This window comes from Methanomassiliicoccales archaeon (assembly GCA_013415865.1).
In the GTDB taxonomy this organism is placed as follows: domain Archaea; phylum Thermoplasmatota; class Thermoplasmata; order Methanomassiliicoccales; family UBA472; genus MVRC01.
Genome location: CP058896.1, coordinates 393,103 through 416,130, shown reverse-complemented (window position 1 = coordinate 416,130; position 23,028 = coordinate 393,103). Strand labels below are relative to the sequence as shown.

The 23,028-nt window shown below is 54.0% G+C and carries 21 protein-coding genes; 11 read left to right on the top strand and 10 right to left on the bottom strand.

All coding sequences use genetic code 11. The features are described from left to right. Positions 1-11: 11 nt before the first annotated feature. Entirely contained in the window at positions 12-4,331 is a 4,320-nt protein-coding gene (locus tag HPY73_02045; GenBank protein ID QLH74354.1) for a hypothetical protein, read from the bottom strand. Between the two features lie 103 nt (positions 4,332-4,434). Then, on the bottom strand, positions 4,435-4,929 hold the full coding sequence (locus HPY73_02040) for a hypothetical protein (protein ID QLH74353.1): 495 nt from the start codon (positions 4,927-4,929) through the stop codon (positions 4,435-4,437). 146 nt (positions 4,930-5,075) lie between these two features. Between HPY73_02040 and HPY73_02035 the strand changes: the two genes are divergently transcribed. Genes HPY73_02035 through HPY73_02025 form a run of 3 tightly spaced genes read left to right on the top strand, consistent with a single transcriptional unit; the run spans position 5,076 to position 7,997 of the window. Then, positions 5,076-6,017: a homoserine kinase gene (locus HPY73_02035; GenBank protein ID QLH74352.1), complete on the top strand. Its 942-nt coding sequence runs from the start codon at positions 5,076-5,078 to the stop codon at positions 6,015-6,017. After that, the gene (locus HPY73_02030; GenBank protein QLH74351.1) at positions 6,014-7,243 is read left to right on the top strand and encodes a threonine synthase; all 1,230 of its coding nucleotides are present in this window, start codon (positions 6,014-6,016) and stop codon (positions 7,241-7,243) included. The genes HPY73_02035 and HPY73_02030 overlap by 4 nt, the downstream gene beginning before the upstream one ends. 49 nt (positions 7,244-7,292) lie before the next feature. After that, entirely contained in the window at positions 7,293-7,997 is a 705-nt protein-coding gene (locus HPY73_02025; GenBank protein QLH74350.1) for an AAA family ATPase, read from the top strand. Here HPY73_02025 and HPY73_02020 read toward each other — a convergent pair. Next, positions 7,994-10,210: a DEAD/DEAH box helicase gene (locus HPY73_02020; GenBank protein ID QLH74349.1), complete on the bottom strand. Its 2,217-nt coding sequence runs from the start codon at positions 10,208-10,210 to the stop codon at positions 7,994-7,996. The two genes, HPY73_02025 and HPY73_02020, sit on opposite strands and share 4 nt — an antisense overlap. A 211-nt stretch (positions 10,211-10,421) precedes the next feature. Here HPY73_02020 and lonB point away from each other — a divergent pair, with 211 nt between their 5' ends. From lonB to HPY73_01990, 6 genes are all read left to right on the top strand, one after another. Beyond that, the gene (gene lonB, locus HPY73_02015) at positions 10,422-12,371 is read left to right on the top strand and encodes an ATP-dependent protease LonB (GenBank protein ID QLH75609.1); all 1,950 of its coding nucleotides are present in this window, start codon (positions 10,422-10,424) and stop codon (positions 12,369-12,371) included. A gap of 81 nt (positions 12,372-12,452) precedes the next feature. Beyond that, a complete protein-coding gene (locus tag HPY73_02010; protein QLH74348.1) occupies positions 12,453-13,025 on the top strand; it encodes a nicotinamide-nucleotide adenylyltransferase in 573 nt (190 codons plus the stop codon). Further along, a complete protein-coding gene (locus HPY73_02005; protein QLH74347.1) occupies positions 12,991-13,464 on the top strand; it encodes a CinA family protein in 474 nt (157 codons plus the stop codon). The genes HPY73_02010 and HPY73_02005 overlap by 35 nt, the downstream gene beginning before the upstream one ends. A 76-nt stretch (positions 13,465-13,540) precedes the next feature. Further along, positions 13,541-14,383, top strand: a complete 843-nt coding sequence (locus HPY73_02000) for a recombinase RecA (protein ID QLH74346.1) — start codon at positions 13,541-13,543, stop codon at positions 14,381-14,383. Between the two features lie 4 nt (positions 14,384-14,387). After that, positions 14,388-15,083 (top strand): KaiC domain-containing protein, encoded by a 696-nt coding sequence (locus tag HPY73_01995; GenBank protein ID QLH74345.1) that lies wholly within the window; start codon positions 14,388-14,390, stop codon positions 15,081-15,083. Between the two features lie 53 nt (positions 15,084-15,136). Beyond that, positions 15,137-16,042, top strand: a complete 906-nt coding sequence (locus HPY73_01990) for a phosphoribosylaminoimidazolesuccinocarboxamide synthase (GenBank protein ID QLH75608.1) — start codon at positions 15,137-15,139, stop codon at positions 16,040-16,042. Positions 16,043-16,046: 4 nt separating this feature from the next. Here the strand turns inward: HPY73_01990 and HPY73_01985 are convergent, their stop codons facing one another. From HPY73_01985 to HPY73_01975, 3 genes are all read right to left on the bottom strand, one after another. Continuing rightward, positions 16,047-16,475 carry a hypothetical protein gene (locus HPY73_01985; GenBank protein QLH74344.1) on the bottom strand — a complete coding sequence of 143 codons (429 nt, stop codon included), beginning with the start codon at positions 16,473-16,475 and terminating at the stop codon, positions 16,047-16,049. Between the two features lie 274 nt (positions 16,476-16,749). Beyond that, positions 16,750-17,175: a UPF0179 family protein gene (locus tag HPY73_01980; GenBank protein QLH74343.1), complete on the bottom strand. Its 426-nt coding sequence runs from the start codon at positions 17,173-17,175 to the stop codon at positions 16,750-16,752. Positions 17,176-17,203: 28 nt separating this feature from the next. Next, complete coding sequence (locus HPY73_01975) at positions 17,204-18,268, bottom strand: NAD(P)-dependent glycerol-1-phosphate dehydrogenase (protein QLH74342.1); 1,065 nt, start codon at positions 18,266-18,268, stop codon at positions 17,204-17,206. Positions 18,269-18,839: 571 nt separating this feature from the next. Here HPY73_01975 and HPY73_01970 point away from each other — a divergent pair. Both HPY73_01970 and HPY73_01965 read left to right on the top strand, forming a co-directional pair. After that, complete coding sequence (locus HPY73_01970; GenBank protein QLH74341.1) at positions 18,840-19,208, top strand: response regulator; 369 nt, start codon at positions 18,840-18,842, stop codon at positions 19,206-19,208. Between the two features lie 40 nt (positions 19,209-19,248). After that, positions 19,249-19,794, top strand: coding sequence for a flavodoxin family protein (locus HPY73_01965; GenBank protein ID QLH74340.1), 546 nt, complete (start codon positions 19,249-19,251; stop codon positions 19,792-19,794). Here the strand turns inward: HPY73_01965 and HPY73_01960 are convergent. The 4 genes from HPY73_01960 to HPY73_01945 all read right to left on the bottom strand — a co-directional run bounded on the left by HPY73_01960 (position 19,786) and on the right by HPY73_01945 (position 22,957). Next, positions 19,786-20,562 (bottom strand): PrsW family intramembrane metalloprotease, encoded by a 777-nt coding sequence (locus tag HPY73_01960; GenBank protein QLH74339.1) that lies wholly within the window; start codon positions 20,560-20,562, stop codon positions 19,786-19,788. The two genes, HPY73_01965 and HPY73_01960, sit on opposite strands and share 9 nt — an antisense overlap. Positions 20,563-20,566: 4 nt before the next feature. Further along, positions 20,567-21,355 carry a PrsW family intramembrane metalloprotease gene (locus HPY73_01955; protein ID QLH74338.1) on the bottom strand — a complete coding sequence of 263 codons (789 nt, stop codon included), beginning with the start codon at positions 21,353-21,355 and terminating at the stop codon, positions 20,567-20,569. A gap of 67 nt (positions 21,356-21,422) precedes the next feature. Next, positions 21,423-22,358 (bottom strand): hypothetical protein, encoded by a 936-nt coding sequence (locus tag HPY73_01950; GenBank protein QLH74337.1) that lies wholly within the window; start codon positions 22,356-22,358, stop codon positions 21,423-21,425. Between the two features lie 23 nt (positions 22,359-22,381). Further along, positions 22,382-22,957, bottom strand: a complete 576-nt coding sequence (locus HPY73_01945) for a flavodoxin family protein (GenBank protein QLH74336.1) — start codon at positions 22,955-22,957, stop codon at positions 22,382-22,384. Between the last annotated feature and the right edge of the window lie 71 nt (positions 22,958-23,028).

Below are 23,028 nucleotides of genomic sequence, written 5' to 3'. Positions count from 1 at the left end.
CGACCGACATATCATTTTACATAGACCTCGAGCCCCGACTCGAAGGACATATCTTTCCTGTCGATCATGCTCTCGCATCTTGCCATCACTGGGACCTTTTTACTTCCAGAGAAATATGGAAGTATCTCGGCCCTCATCACCTCTGTCCCGCTCGGCGGTAGCAGGTCGATGAGCGAGGTCCCTTTGACCTCGACCTCCTCACCGAACGAGACCTTGACATGCATGGCCGTCGACCCCCCTGAGTTGCGTACCTTGACCAATGCCTTCCCCCAGGACCCCTTCTTCGGGGGATCGATGAATTCCACAGAAACATCGATGAAGGGCCTCATGTTCTCGATCTGCTCTCTGATGGCGGCACCTAGTGAGATCAGGCCATTGAGAGAATCCTCCGGTCCTTCAGGCAGGGACTTTTCCAGAGCCTCCAACCTTTTGACCAGGTCATCGACCTCAATGGCGTCAGACCTCATGTTGGTAAGTACCTCCATCAGCTCTGCCTTTCCAGAATTGAAACGTTCCATGACCTCATCTGGAACACCTATGAACCTTTCGGCGTCGGTGATAGCCTCCATCGCCTCAGGGAACCTTTCTCCCGATATTGCCGACCTGGCCTTTTCGATCAGGGCCATGCTCGCAGTTATAGGTCTTCCTTGCTCCCCTGCTTCCTGGACCTTGGCAATGACCTTTTCCAGCCGGGAATTCAACCCCGTGGCGACAGCGTTTATGAACACCCCTATCTCTCTGCGTAGCTTCTCCAGGTCCTTAGGCCTTATGTCAGATATCTTGATCGCCTGACCATTCTGGGCCTCCTGCTCCGGCCTTGGCAACCCAAGCTGGTCGATTATCTTCTGCAGAAGCATAAGGTCCTCGAAGCATTTCCCCACCTCGCTCCCGGTCGCCTCCATCAACGATGCTCGGGCCCTTCTGAGATACAAAGAGGTTCTTTCCAGCTCCAATTTAGAGAGGTGCGCCTCAGCGGAATCGACCAGGTCCGCTATTTCCCGCCTCTTTCTGTCATCGCTTATGAACTCCAGGTCCTCTCTTATGGATAAGATCTCGTTCTTCCTCGTCGCCCTCATCGCCTCGATCGATGCCATCTCCTGCAGGAACCTCTCCGATGTCGCGGTCGAATCAATGAACGACCCTTCCTCAAGCTCCTTCTTCGCCCTCATGAGCATTTCCTTCAGGTGGACAGGGAGAGCTTCAATGTTATTGTCAGGGACCTTGGATTCTGCTTCAGAGAGTGATGACAGCGCCCTCTTTCTGTTCGTTACCAGATCATCAAGGGCCCGTTGGAATGATGGAAGTAGGATCACGGCCTCCTTGAAACGATGCGATGTGACAGCGTTCCTGATCCTCTCCCTGAGGTCGATGACAGTAGACATCTCCGTGCTCGACAGTCCCTTCACCCCTGCCTCCTCCTCTGCACGGGCCACGCTTTCGGTCACGATCCTTTCTGCCGTTTCAGCGGCGATAAGGAAAGCCTTCTTGGACAGTTCGATGGCCAGAGTAAGATTCCCCTGTTTCTGTAAAAGCCTGGCCTGCCTAAGCACCTCTTGGGCCGCAGGGGAGTCCATGCCTATCTCATTCAGGTCCTTGATCCCCATCTCGGCCTGCCGGACATAGTCGGACGCCTTTGCGTCCATGAAGGTCGATTGGTCTATTTCGGATTTCACGAGCTCGATTATCCTCCAGGCCTCGTTGTACTGCCTGTCCTCAAGCTGGCCATCGGCCTTTTCGATCATGAGCCTTAGGGATGCGACATTCTTTCCCTCGGTCTCGCTCTTTTCCAGGGCGGCCCGGGCCGCCGAGATGTCCCTGGACAACGCATCGGACATCAAGGCCGCGATCTGGCCTCTGGCCTCCTTGACCATGGCGATAGCCTTTTCATAGTCGCCTTTCCCGACAAGCCTCTCCGCATTCTCAAGCTCGTTCTCCGCCCTCGTCGTGTCGATTTTCATCTTCCGCCCCAGGGCGAACATCTCCTTCGCCTCGGCGATGATCCTCGGAAGGATATGGGGCGCCGCCCGTCTTTCGATATCAAGCAGCGCTACCCTGGAGACATCCATCGATTCCTTGTAACGCCCCGATTCGAACAATGACCGTGCACCGTCAAGACGGTCCTCTATCTTGCTGACATCAAGACCTTTCGCGGCAGCTTCGTTGATGAGCCCTCTAACATCCGCTATCAGGTCATAGGCCTCGTGATGAAGTCTATTGACCTCCTTCAGCTTGTCCATGCTCTCCTGCATCCTCTCATATGCCGCTTCGGTCCTGTCCTGCCCAAGTAGGTCGAAGGCCTCCTTCATGGTCCGTTCGGCCTCTGCGACGTCCACTCCTTTTTTCTTTGAGATGGAGATGGCCTTCTTGACCTTGACCATCTCCTTCTGCACATCGTCCTTGATGATGTCCTTGGCATAGTGGACTACCTCTTCGGTCAATCTTATAGCTCCAGCGACATCCCCTGAGGCGTTGAGCTCCTTGGCCCTTTCCAATTTCGACCTGAGCATCTTGCTCTCGCATTCTAGCTCGACCATGATCGTGAGGAGCCTTTCCGCCTGTTCGAACTTCGACCCGATGAGCTCGCTCTCCTCCCTCCTCAATAATGAGACGGCCTCGACCGCCAGGTCATAGGCCTCAGGGAATTTTCCCTCAGCGATCGCCATGTCCGCTTCTGCCAATTTTGCCGTGGGCCCGACCTTGTCCGTCGGACCTTCGTACTCATTGATGATCTTCCTGGATTCTTCCACGGCCCTCTCGGCCAGGTCCCTGATTATGAGCTCGACGCCCTCTGAAAGACGTTTCAGCTCCTCCTCGACAACAGTATATTCATTCGCCCTGATCTTTGCGACCACCTGGTCCAGGTTGTCCGACTCAAGGGAAACGTCCCCTTGCATCCTCAAGGCCGTCGCCAGTCCCATCTCTATCATCATTATTTGTTTACCATAGAAGGCGTGTATGCTGTTATGGACCTCTCTGGCAGCGTCCTTGAGCATCTCTGAGGACCTGTGGTAGTCTTTTTGCAGGACAGCTTTCCTGGCCAATGACGAGGCCCGGATAGCATCGGCAACGTTCAGCCCAAGCGACTCTGCCTTTGCGACAGCAAGTTTGAGCTCCATCAAACGGGCCGCCGGGTCTTGATACCCTGAAATGCTCTGTTCGAGAGCATCCCTGGCCCTGATGACGGACTGTACCGCCGAAGCGAAATCTCCTTGCCATACAAATCCTCTTGCGGACTCCATCTCTTTTGCCATTGGGACAAGGTCGGCCCCGACCGTCATGGCTATCTGCAACTGGACCTTTGATCTGAGCAGCTCTCTCGCCACGAGCTCTGACCCCAGATCCCTGAGCAGCTCGTCGGCCACCTTCACCACCTCTATCGCTCGAACAAGGTCTCCCTGCTCAAGGACGGTCCGGGCCTCCTCGATGGTCCTGACGACCTCTCTCGTGAACATGCCCATCTGTCCGACGGTGGCCGTCCTGCTGGCAAGGATATCAAGATGCGCCCTCACTGCTTCGGCGATAGACCTGTTGACGCTCTCCTCCACCGCGCCCAGCTCTATCAATGCATCTTCTATCTCATGTGCTTCCATCCTCGCGATGGCGTTGTCCAAGGCCATCTGTACCTTTTCAAGCCCCCTTCCAGGCCATAACATCATCCTTCTCTTGATTTCTTCGACCCTCGACAGATAGTATGACCTGAACTTCCCCCTCAACGAATTTACGGAGTTCTGGGCCTCCCGTATCGCGGAAAGATAGTCGGCAGAGCTGAGCAAAGACTCCGCCTTGTTCAGCTTTGCCACTTCCTCGGCCATATCCAATGACCGTTCGCTGAGGACCTCCGACTCTTTTTTCCCTTCGGACACAAGGCTTGAGACCACGTCCTTGGCCAGACCGACAGCTCTGTCATAGGCCTCTGAGGAGGCCGCCACGGCCTCATCCAGATCTCCTCGGCCTAGCGGTCCCGATATTTTCTGAAGAAGGGCCGAGACATCGGTCACATTCACGCCGCTCTCCTGCAGGACCGATAAAAGCTGTCTGGTGGACCCGAACCTTTCTTCGACCCATCTGACCATCTCGCTCTTCGATGCCTTGATGCTCTCCTCTGACATCGCCAGGCATCTTTTGTAGTCTTTATCCTTGAACGCCTCCCTTGCCATGGCCAAGAGCTTCTCGGCCTCCTCAACGTTGCCTAATTTGGCCTTGATCTTCGCCAGCTCGGCCTCCGCCTCGGCCAGGCTTTTCTCAGAGGCCTTGCGGTCCTGTGCCGCCTCCTTTGCCTTTTGCTCTATCTGCTTTGAGAGCTGAAGTTGCTTGATGAAGTCGTCAGGCAAACCTTGCTACCACCCGGTCGGTCATGACCATTATGTGATGGATATTCTCTACTGAATATTAATCAGCTTTCACAAGGATCAATTGCCAGAAAGCTTGAGGGTCTCAACGCTTGATAACATCTACGAACGCAACCCTCTCAAGTACAAGGTCCTGGAGCATTCCTAAGGGAACGGATGACACCTCCAACGGTCCGATCCCGAACCTTTTTGCCTTGGCGATGGTAAATCCGAGGACGCTGCTGTCCGGGGTGATGCGCCAGTCTCTCATCATATCATCACTGACCCCCCCATCAAAGGTAAGTATGGCGACATTCACATCCCCGGTCTTCACGCTCATCTTCGACATGGCCTTCGAGAGCTGACGCTCCCCAGAGGCATAGAGCAGGACCTCCATGGCAAAGGAGTCAGAGGAATTAGTACCATAATTGAAGGCCCTCTCAGCGTGATATACGGCCGACCCTATATGCTCTGCCCCACAGACAAGGTCCGCATCGAGACATAGGGCCTCATTCCCCAATCTGCTCTGGACATCCTTGATTAGAACAGATGGTTCTATTGCCCTCCCCCTTCCTCCACGAAGGTAGAAAGTTCGCATCATTGGATGACAAGCGGCAGGATTATATGACCGTTTTTATCTAACCTTTCCCCCGGGCCAGCGAACCCTTTTAGCAAAGGTTTAAAGTCACGGAGGGGTTTTGAGGTCATCCAGAGCAAATAATCATATTTCTAAGGAAGGTCACAAACATGTCATCCGACCGCGTAACCGTCAGGGCCCCGTCCACGATAGCCAACCTAGGCGCAGGCTTCGATGTTTTCGGTATTGCGCTCAAAGACCCCACGGACCTCATCGAGGCAAGGAGGACGAGCGAAAAGGGCGTCCGCGTTGAGAAGATAGAAGGGATAGGGGCGCATGCAGTGACCATCGAGCACACGAAGAACACGGCCGCCGTGGCCGCAGCAAAGGTGCTGGAGATGGGAAATGCGGACTTTGGTCTCACCATCACGATAAAGAAAGGCATCAGGCCATGCAGCGGGATGGGCTCCTCGGGGGCAGGGGCTGCCGGAGGTGCCTATGCGGCCAACCTCTTCCTTGAAAAGCCTTTGAGCATGGACAAATTACTGTATGCCGCCGCAAAAGGAGAGGAGGCCTCATCCGGGAGCTTCCACGCTGACAACTGCGGGCCGTCATTGTATGGCGGTTTCACCATCATACGTTCATATGACCCTCTGGAGATCGTCAGGGTGAACCCTCCAAAGAACCTTGGGATAGTGGCAGCCCTGCCTGGCTTCGCGGTGCCCACCAAGGAGGCGAGGAAGGTGCTCCCAAGGCATGTGGAGCTGAAGGACTTCATATTCCAGATAGGGCAGGCGTCATCGTTCGTGGCAGGCATGGCCTCGGGCGACCTCGACCTCGTGGCGAGGAGCGTCAAGGACAAGATCATCGAACCTGCAAGGGCGCCGCTCATCCCCCATCTTCGCGAAGCTGAGGAATCAGCAAAGAAGGCGGGGGCACTGGCATCTTTCCTCGGTGGTTCTGGGCCCTGCATATGTTCCTTCTTCGACCTTGAAAAGATGGACGGAACGGCCATTGGGGACGCCGTCCAGAGCTTCTATGAGAGCCGCGGGGTCGAATGCCTGTGCTGGATCACCACATGGGGCGAAGGGGTCAGGAAGGAATCCAGATGAACCATAGGGTCAGTTGCTTCGAGTGCAGGATGGATGTGGAGGACCCCTTCGTCGACAGCTGTCCCAGATGCGGCGGCCGTCTTACGGTCGACATCGACCTCAGGGCAATCGAAATAAGCTCTCCCAAGGAGCTAAGGTCCTATCCTATGGGCGTATGGCGCTATGCTCCGTTCCTGCCTGTCGACCCATCGAGGAAGGTCAGCCTCATGGAGGGCGGTACGCCCTTGTACAGATGCAAGGCGCTTGGCGAGCTCGTGAAGACCAAGGAGGTGATGGTGAAGTTCGAAGGTGCCAATCCCACGGGCTCTTTCAAGGACCGTGGCATGACGATAGGGGTCTCAAGAGCGGCAGAGCTGGGATGCAAGATAGTCGGCTGCGCATCAACCGGTAATACATCGGCATCCCTGGCGGCGTATGCGGCCAAGGCGAGGATGGATTGCATCGTGCTGCTGCCCTCAGGCAAGGTGGCGGCAGGTAAGCTCGCCCAGGCCATGTTCTACGGCGCTAAGGTCGTCATGGTCGATGGCAATTTCGACGACGCGCTCAAGGTCATAAGGGAGATGGGGGCGGCAGGTCATCTCTATGTCCTCAACTCGATAAACCCATATAGGCCCGAGGGACAGAAGACCATCGCGTTCGAGATCATGGACCAGCTTGATTTCCAGGTCCCGGACAGGGTGATACTGCCGGTGGGGAACGCGGCCAATATCTGGGCCGTCTACAAGGGGTTCATGGAGTGGCGCGAGATGGGATGGATCAACAGGGTCCCAAAGATGACGGGGGTCCAGGCCTCCGGTTCCGCCCCGATCGTCAAGGCATTCCTTGCAGGGAGCAAGGACTTTGTGCCCGAGGAAAGACCTGAGACGGTGGCGACCGCGATCAGGATAGGCAACCCCGCCTCGGGAAAGAAGGCATTGAAGGCGATATATGATACAGGGGGAACGGCCATCGACGTCACCGATGAAGAGATCCTGGCAGCACAGAAGTTGCTCGGTCGCCTGGAAGGCATAGGTGTGGAACCGGCCTCGGCCGCGAGCATAGCTGGTCTGATAAAGTTGAGGGAGATGGGCGAGATCGATGGGGACGAGAGGGTGGTCTGCGTGTGCACAGGCCATGTCCTTAAGGACCCCGACACCGTGATGAGGTCATGTGAAGGTATCATCCAAGCAAAGGCGGACATGACCTCGGTCCTCCGGGCCATAGGACACGCACCACCAAAATTGTAAAGCCTTATAACATCGACAAAACCATTAAGTGGCAGTATCGGGGAAGGAAATGGAACAGAGGAGACGTTTTAAAACCTACATACATGGGTTTGATGAGAACATCTCCGGAGGCATCCCGGAGGGCAACGTCGTTCTCATCGCGGGCTCAGCTGGCACCATGAAATCGTCAATAGCCTACCATATGCTCTTCAGGAATGCCGTCCACGAGGGCATACCTGGTCTATATGTATCCTTGGAGCAGAGCAGGCCGAGCCTCCTGAGACAGATGCACAATCTCGGGTTCGTCGAAGGGACGAAAGGGAAAGTGGAGATCCTGGACCTGGGCCAGCTGCGCCTCAAGACAGAGGGCGATGAATGGCTGGACACCTTCAAGTTCGCCATCGAGGAATCGAAGAAGAGAATGAACTACCAGCTCTTGGTCATCGACTCCCTTGGGGCGCTCAACCTGATCGCAAAGTTCCCTGAGCCAAGAGAGAACATTTTCAGGCTTTTCGAGTGGTTGAAGAGCATGGACCTTACCACTTTCATCATCTGCGAGATGCCGGTCGGGGCCTTCTCATACTATGGCGGTAAGGACGAGGATTTCCTGGCCGATGGCATCTTGCATTTGAAGATGGTCGAGGTCGGGGAGACGGACGTGCAAAGGAGGCTGAGATGCGTGAAGATGAGAGAGACAGAGCATTCCAGCACCCACTATTCGTTCTATTACAAGGACAAGAACTTTTTTGTCACCAGGGCGATATCGGACTTCTAAAAATCGGATATGGAGGTCTGCTTATGCACCTTTTTCTGACCTCCTTCCTCCGCGTTGCCATCGTTCACACGGCTTATATCCATAGGGCCCTCTTTTGATGTTTCCAATGGCCCCCCGACCTGTTCCTTAAGGTTCCGGGCGAGAGTCTCCCCGATGCCGATGACATTGGCCAGGGCCCTGACGTCCGCTTTTGATATCGCCTCGACCGTTGTGAAACCCTTATTATACAACGATCTTGCTCGCACTCTTCCGATACCCTTCAACCTTACAAGGTCCAGAAGCTCAGGTCTTATTCCATGTTCCATCCTTTTCATGAGGTCCGTGAGGACAGGATAGGCCTCCCGGTTGAATATGCCAGCTAGCTCTCTCATAGAATACAAGAGCCATTTTGCCAGCTCCACCTTGTTCCTCAGGTCGCCGGGGCCGATCCCCATCACATCGAGTATCTTTTCTTCATCCGTCTCCTCGATCCATTCTTCAAGAGTCATGGCGGTCTTGAACTCGGACAGGAAGAAATCGTACTCATCATCCTCGGGGATATCGCAGAGCAGGTCCTTGCACCTCTTTGACACGAGCACCTCGAGCCATTCCAGGTCATTCTTCCTCGCGTAGATGTTCGACATATCGGGGGTCGCGCAGACCGCATGTAGGAAGCCGAAGTGGCCCATGCCCCTTTCATACCTTCTCAGTGAATCACGGAGCTTTACCGCGGTCAACGGGTCGATGTAAAGGTCGCTGACCCTCTGGCCGAAGAAGGTGGCCCTGTAATCATCACCATCCACGACGATCATCCCCTCCTTATGTAAGAAGGAGATGATATCGCGGGCGACATCCTCGATCTCGGATATGTCAGATTGATGGGCGAAAAAAGTGGACGAGAGGAACTCCATCAAAGAGCTCCACGACCTCGCCGTCTCGGTCGCAATGCTCGAGAGAACATGACCTCTTAGGACGGTCTCCTGTCCAAGTTTCGAGAATACGTCCTCTGGCTCTGCCAAAAGGTAATTGTCAAAGATAAAGCTCGCATCATCCTCGTTCTTCGCAATGACGATCGCCTCGCCCTCGGTGTCATATCGCGGACGCCCGGCCCGTCCGCACATCTGCTTTATCTCCATGACAGGGATCGGCACATAGCCCCCCTCCTCGAACCTTTGGACGTCCCGGATTATGACCCTTCTCGCGGGAAGATTGATGCCGGCGGCCAAGGTGGGCGTGGCAATGATGATCTTTATCCTCCCTTTCTTGAAATTCGACTCCACATATCGGCGCTGCTCGTGGGTGAGCCCGGCATGATGGAAGGCCACTCCTTTCTTGAGGCAAGATCTCAATGTTGCCGCAATCGATGTGCGCTCCCCTTCTCCCTCGATCTCCTTCAGTTCTCCCTCCTCTGGGGCCCCCACGGCCAGCTGCCCCATGAGCTTGGCGTACTTCGAGGCCATCGATTCCGTAGACCTCCTGGTGTTGACGAAGACCAGGCATTGTCCCCCGCTCGACAATGAATCCTTGACCAGGCTCCAAACGGGGTCCTCCTCCAATGGGACCTTCTTCTTCGAGTTGTCCGTGAAACGTATGACCCCATCGGTAAAGACCCCTTCCTTCAGCTTAACAGGTCTCCATCCGCTTGAAACATGCTCTGCATGGAGCCAGGCCGCAAGTTCTAATGAGTTGCGGACCGTGGCCGACAATGCGATTATCTGGACCTTGGGGCCGAACCGCATGAGCTTCGCCAATGTCACCTCGAGCGTTGGCCCCCTCTCAGGGTCGTTGATGAGGTGCACCTCGTCCGCTACCACCAGGGATATCGACGATAGCCATTCCCCCCGGTGTCTCAGGAGGGAGTCCGCCTTCTCCGAGGTCGCCACTATTATATCGGCATTCCTCAGGTGTTTATCTGGTTCATCATAGTCGCCTACCGACATGCTCACCTTTATGCCCAGGGCCTCGAACTTCTTCAGGTCCTCGAATTTCTCTGCCGCCAGGGCCCTCAGGGGGACGATGTACATCACCTTCCCTCCTTTCTCAAGGACATGCTTGGTGGCTGCCAGATAACCTATAAGGGACTTACCAGAGGCGGTCGGGACGGCAACGACCAGGTTCTTCCCGGACAACGCGATCGGGACCGACGTCACCTGCGGTGGATAGAGCTCGGTTATGCCATCTTCCTTGAGCACCCCCATCACGCCCGGTGATAGGCCCAGTTCTTCCAACCTCATTTACCGTTCACCGACCGCCTGTCACCCTAATATTCTTGCCGCTGCCTCACTGGGACATGTTGTGAAAGATTTTCGCATGATACGGCAGAATGCATGCTGGCTAATTATCTTTCCCGCTGATGGTTAGGGATAACCTTATCTAGCGGTGCCTGTATGAGTCGTTGTTAGTGTACCTATTTAAGGTAAGCAGGAATGAACTATGGTCGATGAGATGAAGAAGGAGGGGGAGCAGGTACCGGACGTGGATATCTGGATCCAGTCGCAGACCTTTGAGTCCACCGCCGATATCAAGATCCCGGAGAAGCTCGCTGACCAGGTGATCGGGCAGGACGCAGCGGTCGAGGTCGTCAAGAAAGCGGCCGAGCAGAAGCGCCATGTCATGCTGATAGGTGAACCAGGGACGGGCAAGTCAATGCTCGCTAGGTCCATGACCGAATACCTTCCCAAGAGCGAGCTGCAGGACATTATCGCGTATCACAACCCTGACGATGGGAACGAACCAAGGATCCGCATAGTCCCTGCCGGGAAGGGGAAGGAGATTGTGAACGCACAGAAGGCCGAGGCCGCGGCGAGGAAAAGGCAGAGATCCTCGATGGTGTCGTTCATAATAATGATGGTCATAATGCTGACTGTCGCGATGTTCATCATCTACGCGAGCATCGACATACTGCTCGTCGGCATCATAGCGGCGGCGTTGATCTTCTTTGCAACAAGGTATACTGGCCAGCGCCAGGAGAACTACAATGTCCCAAAACTGCTGGTCGGCCATGACCCATCCGATCCAGCACCTTTTGTCGATGCCACCGGGGCCCATGCTGGCGCGCTGTTAGGGGACGTGAAGCATGACCCCTTCCAGAGCGGCGGCCTGGAGACGCCGGCACATGAGCGCTTGGAGGTAGGTGCGATACACAAGGCCAACAAGGGCGTCCTGTTCATAGATGAGATAAACATGCTGCGGATGGAGTCCCAACAGTCATTGCTCACAGCGCTCCAGGAGGGCAAATTCCCGATCACCGGTCAGAGCGAACGCTCATCCGGTGCGATGGTCAAGTCGGAGCCTGTGCCATGCGATTTCATCCTTGTTTGTGCAGGAAACCTCGATGCGATGTCTGGAATGCATCCTGCCCTGAGGTCACGCATAAGAGGTTACGGTTACGAGGTCTACATGAGGTCCACCATGGACGACACCCACGAGAACCGGGAGAAGCTCGTCAGGTTCGTGGCGCAGGAGGTCTCCAAGGACAAGAAGATCCCGCACTTCGACAAGTTCGCGGTAGCTGAGGTCATAAAGGAGGCCCAGAGGCGTGCAGGAAGAAAAGGGCAATTGACATTAAGGTTAAGGGAGCTGGGCGGACTGGTCCGCGTGGCGGGAGACATCGCCCGGGAGAGGAACGCCCCGATCGTCACCCAGGAACACGTCATCGCCGCGAAGGCGATCGCCAAGAGCCTGGAGCAACAGATAGTAGACCGTTATATCCAGGCGAGGAAGCAGTACAGGACCTTCGGGGTCGAGGGGGAGGCGGTCGGCGTCGTGAACGGTCTGGCCGCGATGAACTCGGAATCGTCGATGTCCGAGCTCTCGGGCATCGTGCTCCCTATCGTCGCCGAGGTAACCCCGGCGCAGACAAAGAACGGCGGCACAATAATAGCCACTGGAAAGCTAGGGGAGATAGCCAAGGAGGCCGTCCAGAACGTCTCGGCGGTGATCAAGAAATACACAGGCGAGGACATAAGCAACCACGACGTGCACATACAGTTCATCGGGACCTATGAGGGCGTGGAGGGCGACTCCGCGTCTATCTCCATCGCAACGGCCGTGGTGTCGGCCCTGGAGGACGTTCCAATAGACCAGTCCGTGGCGATGACGGGGTCTTTGAGCGTCAGGGGGCAGGTCCTACCTGTCGGGGGCGTCACGGCGAAGATCGAGGCGGCGGCCGAGTCAGGCATAAAGAAGGTCATCATCCCGAAGGCCAATCTCAATGACATCGTGCTCGACAAGAAGTATGTCGGAAAGATCGAGATAATCCCTGTCTCGACGATGAGGGACGTCCTCGAGCACGCTCTTGTAGGAGGCTCGAAGAAGGAGGGTCTCCTGAAAAAGCTGGCCGATCTGCCTGAAAAACTGGTGGGGATGCCTACAAAATCGCCGGTCGTGAACTAGGACAGAAACAATTTTCCTGATTTTCCTTTCTCTTACGCCACCCATCACATTTTTATCACACCTGACGTATGATATGACAGTATGGCATCTAGGCCGAAGAAAAAGGACTGTCTGCTCCTGGGCAGGTTCCAGCCATTTCACAAGGGGCATCTTGAGGTCGTGAAGGAGATCTTGCGGGACTGCGATGACCTGATCATAGGCATCGGCAGCGCACAGTATTCCCACACCCTTGATAACCCCTTCACAGCAGGCGAAAGGCATCTGATGATATCAAGGGCATTAAGGGACGAAGGCTACAGCAATTATTTCCTGGTGCCGATAGTGGACATCAACAGGTATGCGATCTGGACCTCGCACGTCGTCTCAATGGTCCCACCCTTCCAGAAGGTCTATACCAACAATCCGTTGACCAGGAGGCTGTTCGAAGAGGACGGTTATGAGGTGGCATCGTCTCCTATGTTCAACCGCTCCCTTTATTCCGGCACCGAGATCAGAAGAAGGATCGCCTCTGGGGAAGATTGGAAGCATCTGGTGCCGAGGGCGGTGGCCGAGGTGATCGAGGAGATCGACGGCGTGAGCAGGCTCAGGGACCTGTCACCGCAGCCAAGGAGGGAGGTCGATGAGTCCGGAGCAGGAATTGGGGAGGATTCTTAGAGAGAAAAGGCTGACCATCGCCATCGCAGAGAGCGTGACAGGGGGGCTCGTCGGGGACATAGTGACGAACGTCCCAGGTTCTTCGAGGTACTTCGAAGGCGCGATAACGACCTATTCCGACGGATCAAAGATCAAGCTCTTGAAGGTAAAGGAAGCCACCCTTCGATGCTATGGGGCAGTGAGCGAGGAATGCGCCAGGGAGATGGCAGAGGGCGTGAGAGAGGCATTTGGCGCATCTATCGGAATATCGGTCACGGGCATAGCTGGCCCCACCGGTGCCACCTTCGGCAAGCCCGTTGGCCTGGTGTGCTTTGCCTATTGCAACGGCCCGGTCTGCATCACAGAGAAGAAGACCTTCTCAGGAGGAAGGATGGACATCAAGAGGGCGGCGGCCGAACACTTGATCTCTTTCGCATTGGAGGCCCTAAAAGAGGATTGACGTTCTCGGACGCCAGTCCACCTTCAAAAGGATTATCTACATTATAAATCGATGGATGTCCTGGCGAGGTCGTGGGATGGGAGCTCCACGGGGACGGATACCGACAGGCGTAGCGGATTTCGACAGCATCATCAAGGGGGGTATGCCGCCAGGCTCGGTCGTGCTGTTGCTCGGCGACCTGGGCGCAGGTCAGAACGAATATGTCATAACCTCCGCGGCAAAGCTGAGCATTGTGAAAGAATCACCGGAGAGCGCGACGTTCTACCTCGGCTCGATGCTGAGAGAGAAATTGATGCCGGACAAGATATGTTACGTCACTTTCTCAAGGTCGAAAGAGGACATCCTCCAGGAGATAAAGATGTCCTTTAACTCCGATTTCTATGAATCATTCGCCAAGAACGTCATCTTCAAGGACTTTTCCAACAGCTACTTCCGCCAGACCCTTGTACCAAGGGGATGGACGGGAGAGGGAGCGTCAGCATTGTTCAGCAATAACGGCGAAGAGAATCTCTTGGAAGGGCTCGTGACATATCTCGACGAGAATGCCAAGGGGAACATGGTGATAATAGACTCGCTCACTGACCTCCTGCTCTCGACCAAGATCGAGGTCCAAGACCTGATAGCGGTGCTCAAGGGCATGCAGAGGATATCGAAGAAGTGGGGAGGGGTCATCTATCTATTGATGACGAAGGACGTCGTTGACGAGAAAAAACAGAGGATGATAATGGACTCGGTCGACGGGGCATTGGTCTTCGAATGGAGCAAGGTCGGTACCTCATCAAGGAGGCAGCGGTACATTCACGTGGAGAAATTCATGAGCATCCTACCGCACTTGGACAAGGAACGCGTGGCGAGGTTCGCCACTACGGTGACAGCCCAGAGCGGGCTGGTCGTCATCGATACAGAGAGGATCGCGTGATACTATGGAAAGGGTCAGGACAGGAGTGGAGGGGCTGGACAGCATGCTCGAAGGGGGTGTGCCGAAGGGCGAGACCTTCGTGGTCATGGGCTCTTTCGGTACCGGAAAGACAACGTTTGGTCTCCAGTTCTTGAACCAAGGGCTTTCCCAGGGAGAAAAAGGCATCTACATCTCATTAGAGGAGGACCAGGAGTCCATCTTGTCAGATGCGGCCTCTCATGGATGGGACCTGAGACCATACATCGACTCGCAGAAACTTTACATAGTCAAGCTCGAACCCAACGACGCCAAGTCCACCATTTCCCGGATCAAGAGCGAGCTTCCCGACTTCATCAGGTCCTTCGGTGCGTCCAGGATAGTCGTCGATTCGATCTCCCTGCTAAACATGCTCTTCGACACCGAGCACGAAAGAAGGGCTAACATGTTCAACCTGTCCCAAATGATCAAAAAGGCGGGCGCCACCTGTCTGATGACGGCCGAGGTCAAGGACGACAATCCCTTGGCGTCGAGGGATGGCCTTGTGGAGTATGTATCCGATGGGGTCATATCCCTCCGTTATGAGGAGAGACATGACAAGAACGAGCTTCAGCTGTCGCTCCGCATCATCAAGATGAGGAGGACCAAGCACTCCAGAAGGATCACTCCTTACCAGATAACTAATGGCGGCATCGTTGTGCATGAGGGCGCCGAGATGCTATGATGATAATTGCAAAAACAATTAATCTCAGATCCTGATTATCGCCAGGTGCCATGATGGAGCTCTACCGCGAGGGCAAGGTCAAGAGGGTCTGGATTGTAGATGAGGATACTTTGGAGTTCGAATTCACGGACCGGATCTCAGTGTTCGACAAGATCATCCCGACGGACATACCTTTCAAGGGAGAGACCCTGTGCAGGACCGCGGCCCATTGGTTCAAGCTCTGCGAGGAGGCGGGGATAAAGACCGACTTCAAGCAATTGGTCGCTGGCAACAGGATGAGGGTCGAACGTGTGGAAGTGATCCCCGATTATTCCAAATTGAACAATAGCACTGTCAACTATCTGATCCCCCTGGAGTTCATCTGCAGACATTATAATGCCGGTTCCTTGAACGACCGGATAAGGAACGGGGAGGTGGCCCCGGAGCAGCTAGGCTTCCCCAAAGGTCACATGCCATCCTATGGGGAGAAGCTTCCAAAGATGTTCTTCGAGACAACAACGAAATTAGAGGAGACTGACAGGAACCTCACGACCGAGGAGGCGATCAGGATCTCTGGCCTTACCCCTGATGAATATTACCACGTCTTCGAAGTGATCAAGGTCATCGACGGGATCATTGCAAGAGAGGCGGGTTCCAGAGGGCTGATCCATGTCGACGGTAAGAAGGAGTTCGCGTATGACAGGATGAGGAGGCTCATGGTCGTGGACACCTTCGGGACCGCGGACGAGGACCGCTGGTGGGACGCAGAGATGTACCGCCATGGCAAAATGGTGGAGCTGTCAAAGGAGATGGTCCGTCAGTACTACCGCGATATCGGATATCATGAGAGGCTCATGAGGGCCAGAAAAGCAGGGGCCGACGAGCCGGAAATCCCCCCGCTGCCCGCAGAGATGGTCGAGAAGGTCAGCGCACTCTATATCGATATGTATGAGAGGCTGACCGGACAGAGGTTCCGTTGAACCATCACAGATAACCACCTAAGGGGAATGCTGCCGTTCTGAGCGGAGAGGTCATCAAAGGCCTCGGCCGCCCGACGAGCTCGGTCCGCAGCCCCTCATCATAGGAGTAAACAAGGTAATAGTTCAGCCAATAGTTGTTGAACTCCAGCAACCTCATCCTGGCGCTGTCCGCATGTGCCTTAGGGACATAGACGACCAGCCGACATTTGTTCACAAGGACGACATAGTACTCCCACATGCGTTTCTTCGATGCCCAAGAGACCTCTGTCTCTATGAACTCCATACCTACCAGATAGCCGTTCTCGATGACCTTGATCACACCGCGTCCTTCGCCGTCCACGAAGAACTTGGTCTCTGCCTCTGGGAAGATGGACCTGAAATCCTTTCTGATCTCCGGCATGATCTTATGCGCCAAGCGCTCGATGGTCGACATTGTCTGAAATCCAATTAGGGCAGGCATCAGTATATCAAGGAATGCTCTAGAACGGTGTAAGTTTTGATGGTTTATACGATCTATGATAATTCGACACGTATCAGTTCCAACAAAAGGGCACCATCATTGGTCTGATGGGGTCGGTCCAATGTCGCAGGTCATATTATTGATGGCCTGAGACCCGTCTTCATTGTCGACCACGTCATCGTCGACGCTAACCCCTCACCTAGGTCCGAACGATGTCTGATAGGGCCCTCGTCATTGTCCAAGAACCTTAGTCAAGCATCACCTCTACTAATCTCTGGCCTTCAGGGCAATCTATGTCATTGCAAAGCTTTACTATCCTCCCCTTCATGCCCTTTTCTAGGCCAGGAGGATGACATAGCAGATATTTCTCACACCCGAGGTTCTTGCATCGGGCCCCCTCAATGGAGATGGTGGAGCCATCCACGGCGGCCTTCTTGCTGATAACCGCCCTTATCGGGACGCGTTCGACCTCGACCACCCGGACACCGTCCTCATGGATCTTGCATTCGTGATGGACATCCCTTTTACCTTTTATCTTGTAGAGCCCCCCAACGTCCAGATTGAAGCATACTGCCTTCAGCTTGCAATCCCTGCATTCTGTCAGAGGCCCGCGATAGATGAACTTCGCACCCTCCTTCGCCTGTCTCTCTCCGATTAATGTGATTATGACCATCTATTCTCACCTCTCTCATTTCGATCCCTCAGATAACCTGTGTGATCGTAGCGATCTTCTCTGCGGCCTCTGGGGTCAGGCCCATGCCAAGTATGGTGAACCTGTCCTTCCGCACCTTGTTTGCTGTGACCAATGCCTGAATGACCTGCTCCTTGGTGATCCCTAATTCTCTGGCCGTCGTTGGAGCGCCGATCTTGATCAGCGCATTCCTGATGCGTTTCCAGTCCCCACCATGAAGATACATCATCATGATACAACCGACCCCGCATTGTTCTCCATGCAGGGCCTTCCCTGGCGCGATCAGGTCCAATGCATGGGAGAACATATGCTCAGAACCGCTGGTCGGTCTGGAGTTCCCCGCAACGCTCATGCTTATCCCTGAGATGATGATCGGCCTGATGGCTATCCAGACGCTCTCTTCAAGCCCAGGTCTTATCAGGTCTGCATTCTCGATCACCGTCTCGGCAGTATAGCTTGCAAGAGCATAGGCCGAGCGGCTGAAGCTTTCGTTCCTCAATCTCTTGGCGAACTCCCAATCCATAAGGGCCGTCGAGTTGGAGATGACATCCGCACATCCTGCCGCTAATAGGCGGAAGGGCGATTGGACTATGACCTCGGTGTCCGCTATGACGCCCAATGGGACCTTCGCATCCATCGAGATAGGTCCCTTATTGTTTTTAATTGACGCTCTTCCTGAGGCGATGCCATCATGAGATGCCGAGGTAGGTATGGATATAAATTCCAGGTTCATTTCCTTGGCGGCCATCTTTGCAAGGTCTATCTTGCTTCCACCCCCCACTCCTAATAAAAAGTCGGGCTTCACATCCTTCGCCGCCTGGATAACCTTCTTCAAGTTCTCGTCGGTGGCCTCACCTACAAGTATCTCATGCACATCGTACCCTTCCCTCACAAGGCCATCCTTTATGGTCTCTCCCGCCGCCTTTATTGTTTTTTGCCCGGCCACCATCAAAGCGGTCCCTGACAGTGCAAAGTCCTTGCAGACCTGGGGCACCGATCTTATGACGCCGTGACCGACAAGGACGTTCCTTGGAAAAACCATTGAGCGAGCCTTGGTGAAGTCACCTTCTTCCATCAAAGCACCCTGAACAACTCCATATGAAGGTCTTCATTGATGTAGTTATTGGTGAGGCCCTTAAAGCCTGGCCTCGATAAAACATACCATCTTTGTTTAAGTGAAAACATGCTCAATGGCAGTTCAGAATGAAAATGAGAAAGCAACTCGGGCGGGGCGCAAGGTGGAACATATTTTTCGGAGGAGAATAGGGGGAATGAGCTCCTGTCCCGAGTGCTGTCAAAAGTGCTGATATTTGGTCCTATATTTATACTATGTGATTCCAAAAGTTATCAGTATTAATAATATCTATAATAAATTAAATAAATAAAAATATATACTGGCTATCATCAAATCAAAATAAATAAATTTAAGGTGTTGATTCTTATAATACACAATTATTCACATTTAATAATCCGTGCAAAATCGGTATTTCACGAACACGGCCTTCTGAAGCCTGGCCTCCTGCTCATCGAATTATTCTTTGAAGAATCTATACCTCGAATGATTCCATCGATAACGCTCATAAACATGTTCTATCATTTCTATCCACGATAGGAGGTCATCTTTGCCGGATAGGATAAAGGTCCTAATGGTCGAGGATAACGTCGATCACATCGAGCTTTGTATGGAATACCTATCGACCAATGATTTCTATATCGATCCGGCAAAGAGCGGAAAAGAGGCCTTGATGAAATTGAAGGCCTCGAGGTATGACATAATCGTCCTGGACTATAGGCTTCCAGATGCGACAGGAGCACAGCTGCTGAAGCAGATACGGTCGTTCGATCAGAGCACACCGATCATATTCGTGACCGCGATGGATGACCCCGACATAAGCTTCCAGGTGCTGAAGAGCGGCGCCTCAGATTATGTGCCGAAAACATTCCAATACTATGAAAAGCTCAAAGATAGGATCCTTGAGAACCTCGAGCATCACAACAAGATGAAACAGGTATAATCAAATCGAACGATCATTTCTCCCCACAGGGGCATCGTGCATGTTGGTCGTCGCGCTCAATGGCAGTCCACGCGAAAAAGGTAACACTGAGATATTGATCGAGACCGCCTTGGGCGCAGCGAGGGTGATAGGCGCGGAAACGATGAGGTTGGACATCGCAAAGCTTAGGATCGAAGGATGCCGCGAATGCGATGGCTGCCGTGAAAAAGGCCACTGCGTGATCGAAGATGACATGGCAATGGTCTACGATCTCATTGAAAAGGCGGACTCTCTCATCGTAGCTACCCCCATCTTCTTCTCAGGCCCTTCCAGTCAACTTAAGAAGGCAATAGACAGATGTCAATGCATCTGGGTGTCCGGTCCAATAAGAAAAGGAAGGAGGGCGGCCATATTTGCTGTGGGAGCTGACCCTAAGGCGAACTTCAGGAATACGGTCTCAGAGGTCAGATCCTTCCTCAATACCATTGGGTTCAGGTCAGATTTCGAGCTTCTGGTCCCGTCGGTGTTCAAGAAGGGCGAGATAAATGAAAGGAAGGAAGCTCTGGAAAGGGCAGCTGACATCGGAAGAGAGCTAGCATCAGATTGAACGCCCCTCCCTGCATTCCATGTCCATCATCCGTACTTTATTCAACAACGAACCGAAGGTCCTTTGGACCAGCACGAGCCCTGCGATGACCGCGATAAGATAGAGCACCGTGGAACCCGTGATCTCTCCAGTTATTGCCAAGAGATTGAAGACCCCGTGAAGCAGCACCGCCAGAAGGTAGTATGGAATGATGCTATGGAACCTACCTGGCCTACCTAGAAGCCCCCTTGACAACCCCAATCCCAGGATCGCGCTGGCGCTTGCGTGAAGGGCCGTTGAGGTGAGCGCCCTTGCCACGGCGGTCCCCACAAAGACACTGAACCCGACGGACAGCGCATCCACCTCGTACAATATGTTCTCAAAGGCAGCAAACCCCAGGCCTACAGCCGCCCCGTAGACTATGCCATCCTCAAGCTCTCTGATCCTTGCCCTCATGCCAAAGATGCCAAGGCCTTTGGTCATCTCCTCGACCAGGGGCGCCACCACGCAGGCTATGATGAAAAGCTGCATGTCCGGGTCTTTGAGGTCCAATGACCAGAATGGCCTGGTGAATATCCCACCATCTGAATAGAGCACTGTCAGGACGACCGTCTCTATCACGATGGCGAGACCTAAGGTGAAGAAGGCCCCCAACAGAAATGCACGCATCACCGAGGGCAGCGTCTCCCTGTCACAGGTCTCGGCATTCCTTATCCAAAGGGCATACAATATCGGAGGGGACACGGCCGCGAACAGCACTAGGACGATGTCGAGCATGGACAAGGCCATGCTTTTACCCATTGGAACCGCCAAGATATATCATTTGGGCCTCTTTTATCGCAAGCTTCTCTTCCTCGTCCCTTTCCATGTCATTCAATTGAACCACCCTCTTCCTAAGGATGAAGAACAAAATGAAGGTCATGGCACCGAGCACTATGGTCGAGGACACGAGCAGGAATGTGCTTATATCAAAGATCTCAGAGTAAGAGGCGACAAGATTGAAAAAAGCATGCAAGGTCACAGCAAGGATGTAAAATGGCAACCATATGGCATCGTTTCTTTGCCTTTTCGATCTTGCGACCCCATAGCCCAATATCCCGGTGAATGATGCGTGCGCAAACGCCGCGGTCAACGACCTTACCCCCACCAGCAAAATGGCCATGAACAGCCCCTCAAAGGCTGCAGTAATGCCATATAACAAGTTCTCTACGGTGGCGAAGCCCAATCCGACCGAAACACCTAGGACAAGGCCAGATGCGAGCCTATCGAGCCTGCTCTTGAAAAGCAACAGGCAAGCGCCCTTCATGGCCTCTTCCGCGATCGGCGCAGCTATCACCGCCGTCATGAGCATCACGGCCGGACCGTCCGGGTCATCTGATAGGATGACAAATGGGATCACGATCATTAGTGTGAGCATGGCCCCGCCGATGACCCCTAGCGAAGCGCCAGTCAAAAATGCCTTCACCACGTCCGACCTCTCGACCGGCTGGTAAGTCTCCGCCTTGGTGAACCACCAAAGGTACAGCAGAGGTGGGAGCACCGACAGCGTAACAATGACCGGGAGGTCGGTATACCAGGTCAAAGGTCCCCCTCGCAGATCGTCACGGTCGATGGCCACCGTCTCCCGATCTCGGCCGAGAGCCTCATCCTCAACCGACCCTCTTGACCAGATGCGACATTACAGTTGGTGAGAAAGGGTCTAGGATCGCACCGACCGCACCGATCTCCCTGATCTTGTCCAGGGCCTCGTCCGTGATACCTCCTCCCGCCATCACGTCGACACCCTGTCCGAGCGCGCGGAGCACAATGTCCTCTCCGGAATATTTTTTCTTTCCAAGTGACCATAGGTCCATGATGGCGACCTTGCGATATCCATAATCCTTCAGTTGTCTAACGGCCTCTTCTATCTTCAGGGGGTTGTCCTTCTCTTTGCCCCAAACGATTTTCTTAGAATGGCAGAGACAGGGTATGCAACGGTCCGTCATCTCGACCACCTGCTCGAAGATCTTTATAGACGGCATCGCCCACGAGCAAGCGATCACTTCCCAGGCCCCGAGGGTGAAACAATCATAGACATCGTGTTCACTCCTTATCCCAACATCAAGGCTTATCTCCGCTTTACGTTTCATCAACCTCTGGAGCTCGTTCACCCTGGGGTTCCCTGTCACGGTCCCCGTCACATCGATGATGAACGCCTCTTTGGCCTGGTAGGCCTCTTTCATAGCGGCGTTCCAATAATCTTTGAACGGGGCAACGTCCGGACCCTGCACCAACCTGTCCGTCCAAGAGATGCTCGTGACCAGCGCGTCCCCCGAGATATCATCCCAGATCACAGGCATCATAGGGAGGGTCCTAAATTTTTTTGACGGAATGACATCCTTCTCCCACGTGAAGGCCATGTATTCCTCCCAATTGCTGAACTCCAGCGGTACTGCCACACGCCTGCACTTATGGCAGATGAATGTACCATCGTCATTGTCCAGTTGGGCCATGGGGCCACCTATCAGGACCCTCTCCTCTATGTCGTGGCTAAGACAATATGGGCACACCCTGATGCGTTGTTCCCTATTCTCACCGTTATCCATCTCTTCCCCTCACCCTGATACGTTCAAGGGAACATGAAGCTCATCGCATCATCGAGCGCTCGGACGGCGTATGTGTTATTCAACGCGTCCTCGGGGCGGGTCATGCCCGGTATTATATGTGATAGCACCATATCAAATCCCAGAAGGTTGACGAACACCTTGAAGAACTTGGTGTTCTCGTAATTGTATATCTTATCTCCATCCTTCAGACCACATGTCAATATCGTGACGGCCAGCTTCCCCTTGGGGACAAGACTCCCCGGCCTTCCTGAGGGATCAGGCTGGAACAGGCTATACAGTCTATCGATGAAGCACTTGGTCTGACCGGTCTCCGCGCCCATATATATAGGTGAACCAAGTACCACGACGTCCGATGACATGATGCTCTCTTTGACAAGGGTCATATCATCTTCGATACTGCAGACCCCGGTACCTCTGCACGACCTGCACCCTTTGCACCCGGCGATCTTCATCTCAGCTATGAAATGCCATGACACTTCGGCACCCTTCTCTTCGCATCTCCGTGCCAGCTCTCCAAGTATCTTCGCCGTGTTCCCGTTCCTGTTGGGGCTTGAGCAGATGAAAAGGACCTTCATCATGTCACCCTCTTCACAATATCAAGGAGGAACGCATGAGGGCCCGATAAGGGTTGGGGCGGTCTTATCAGCCC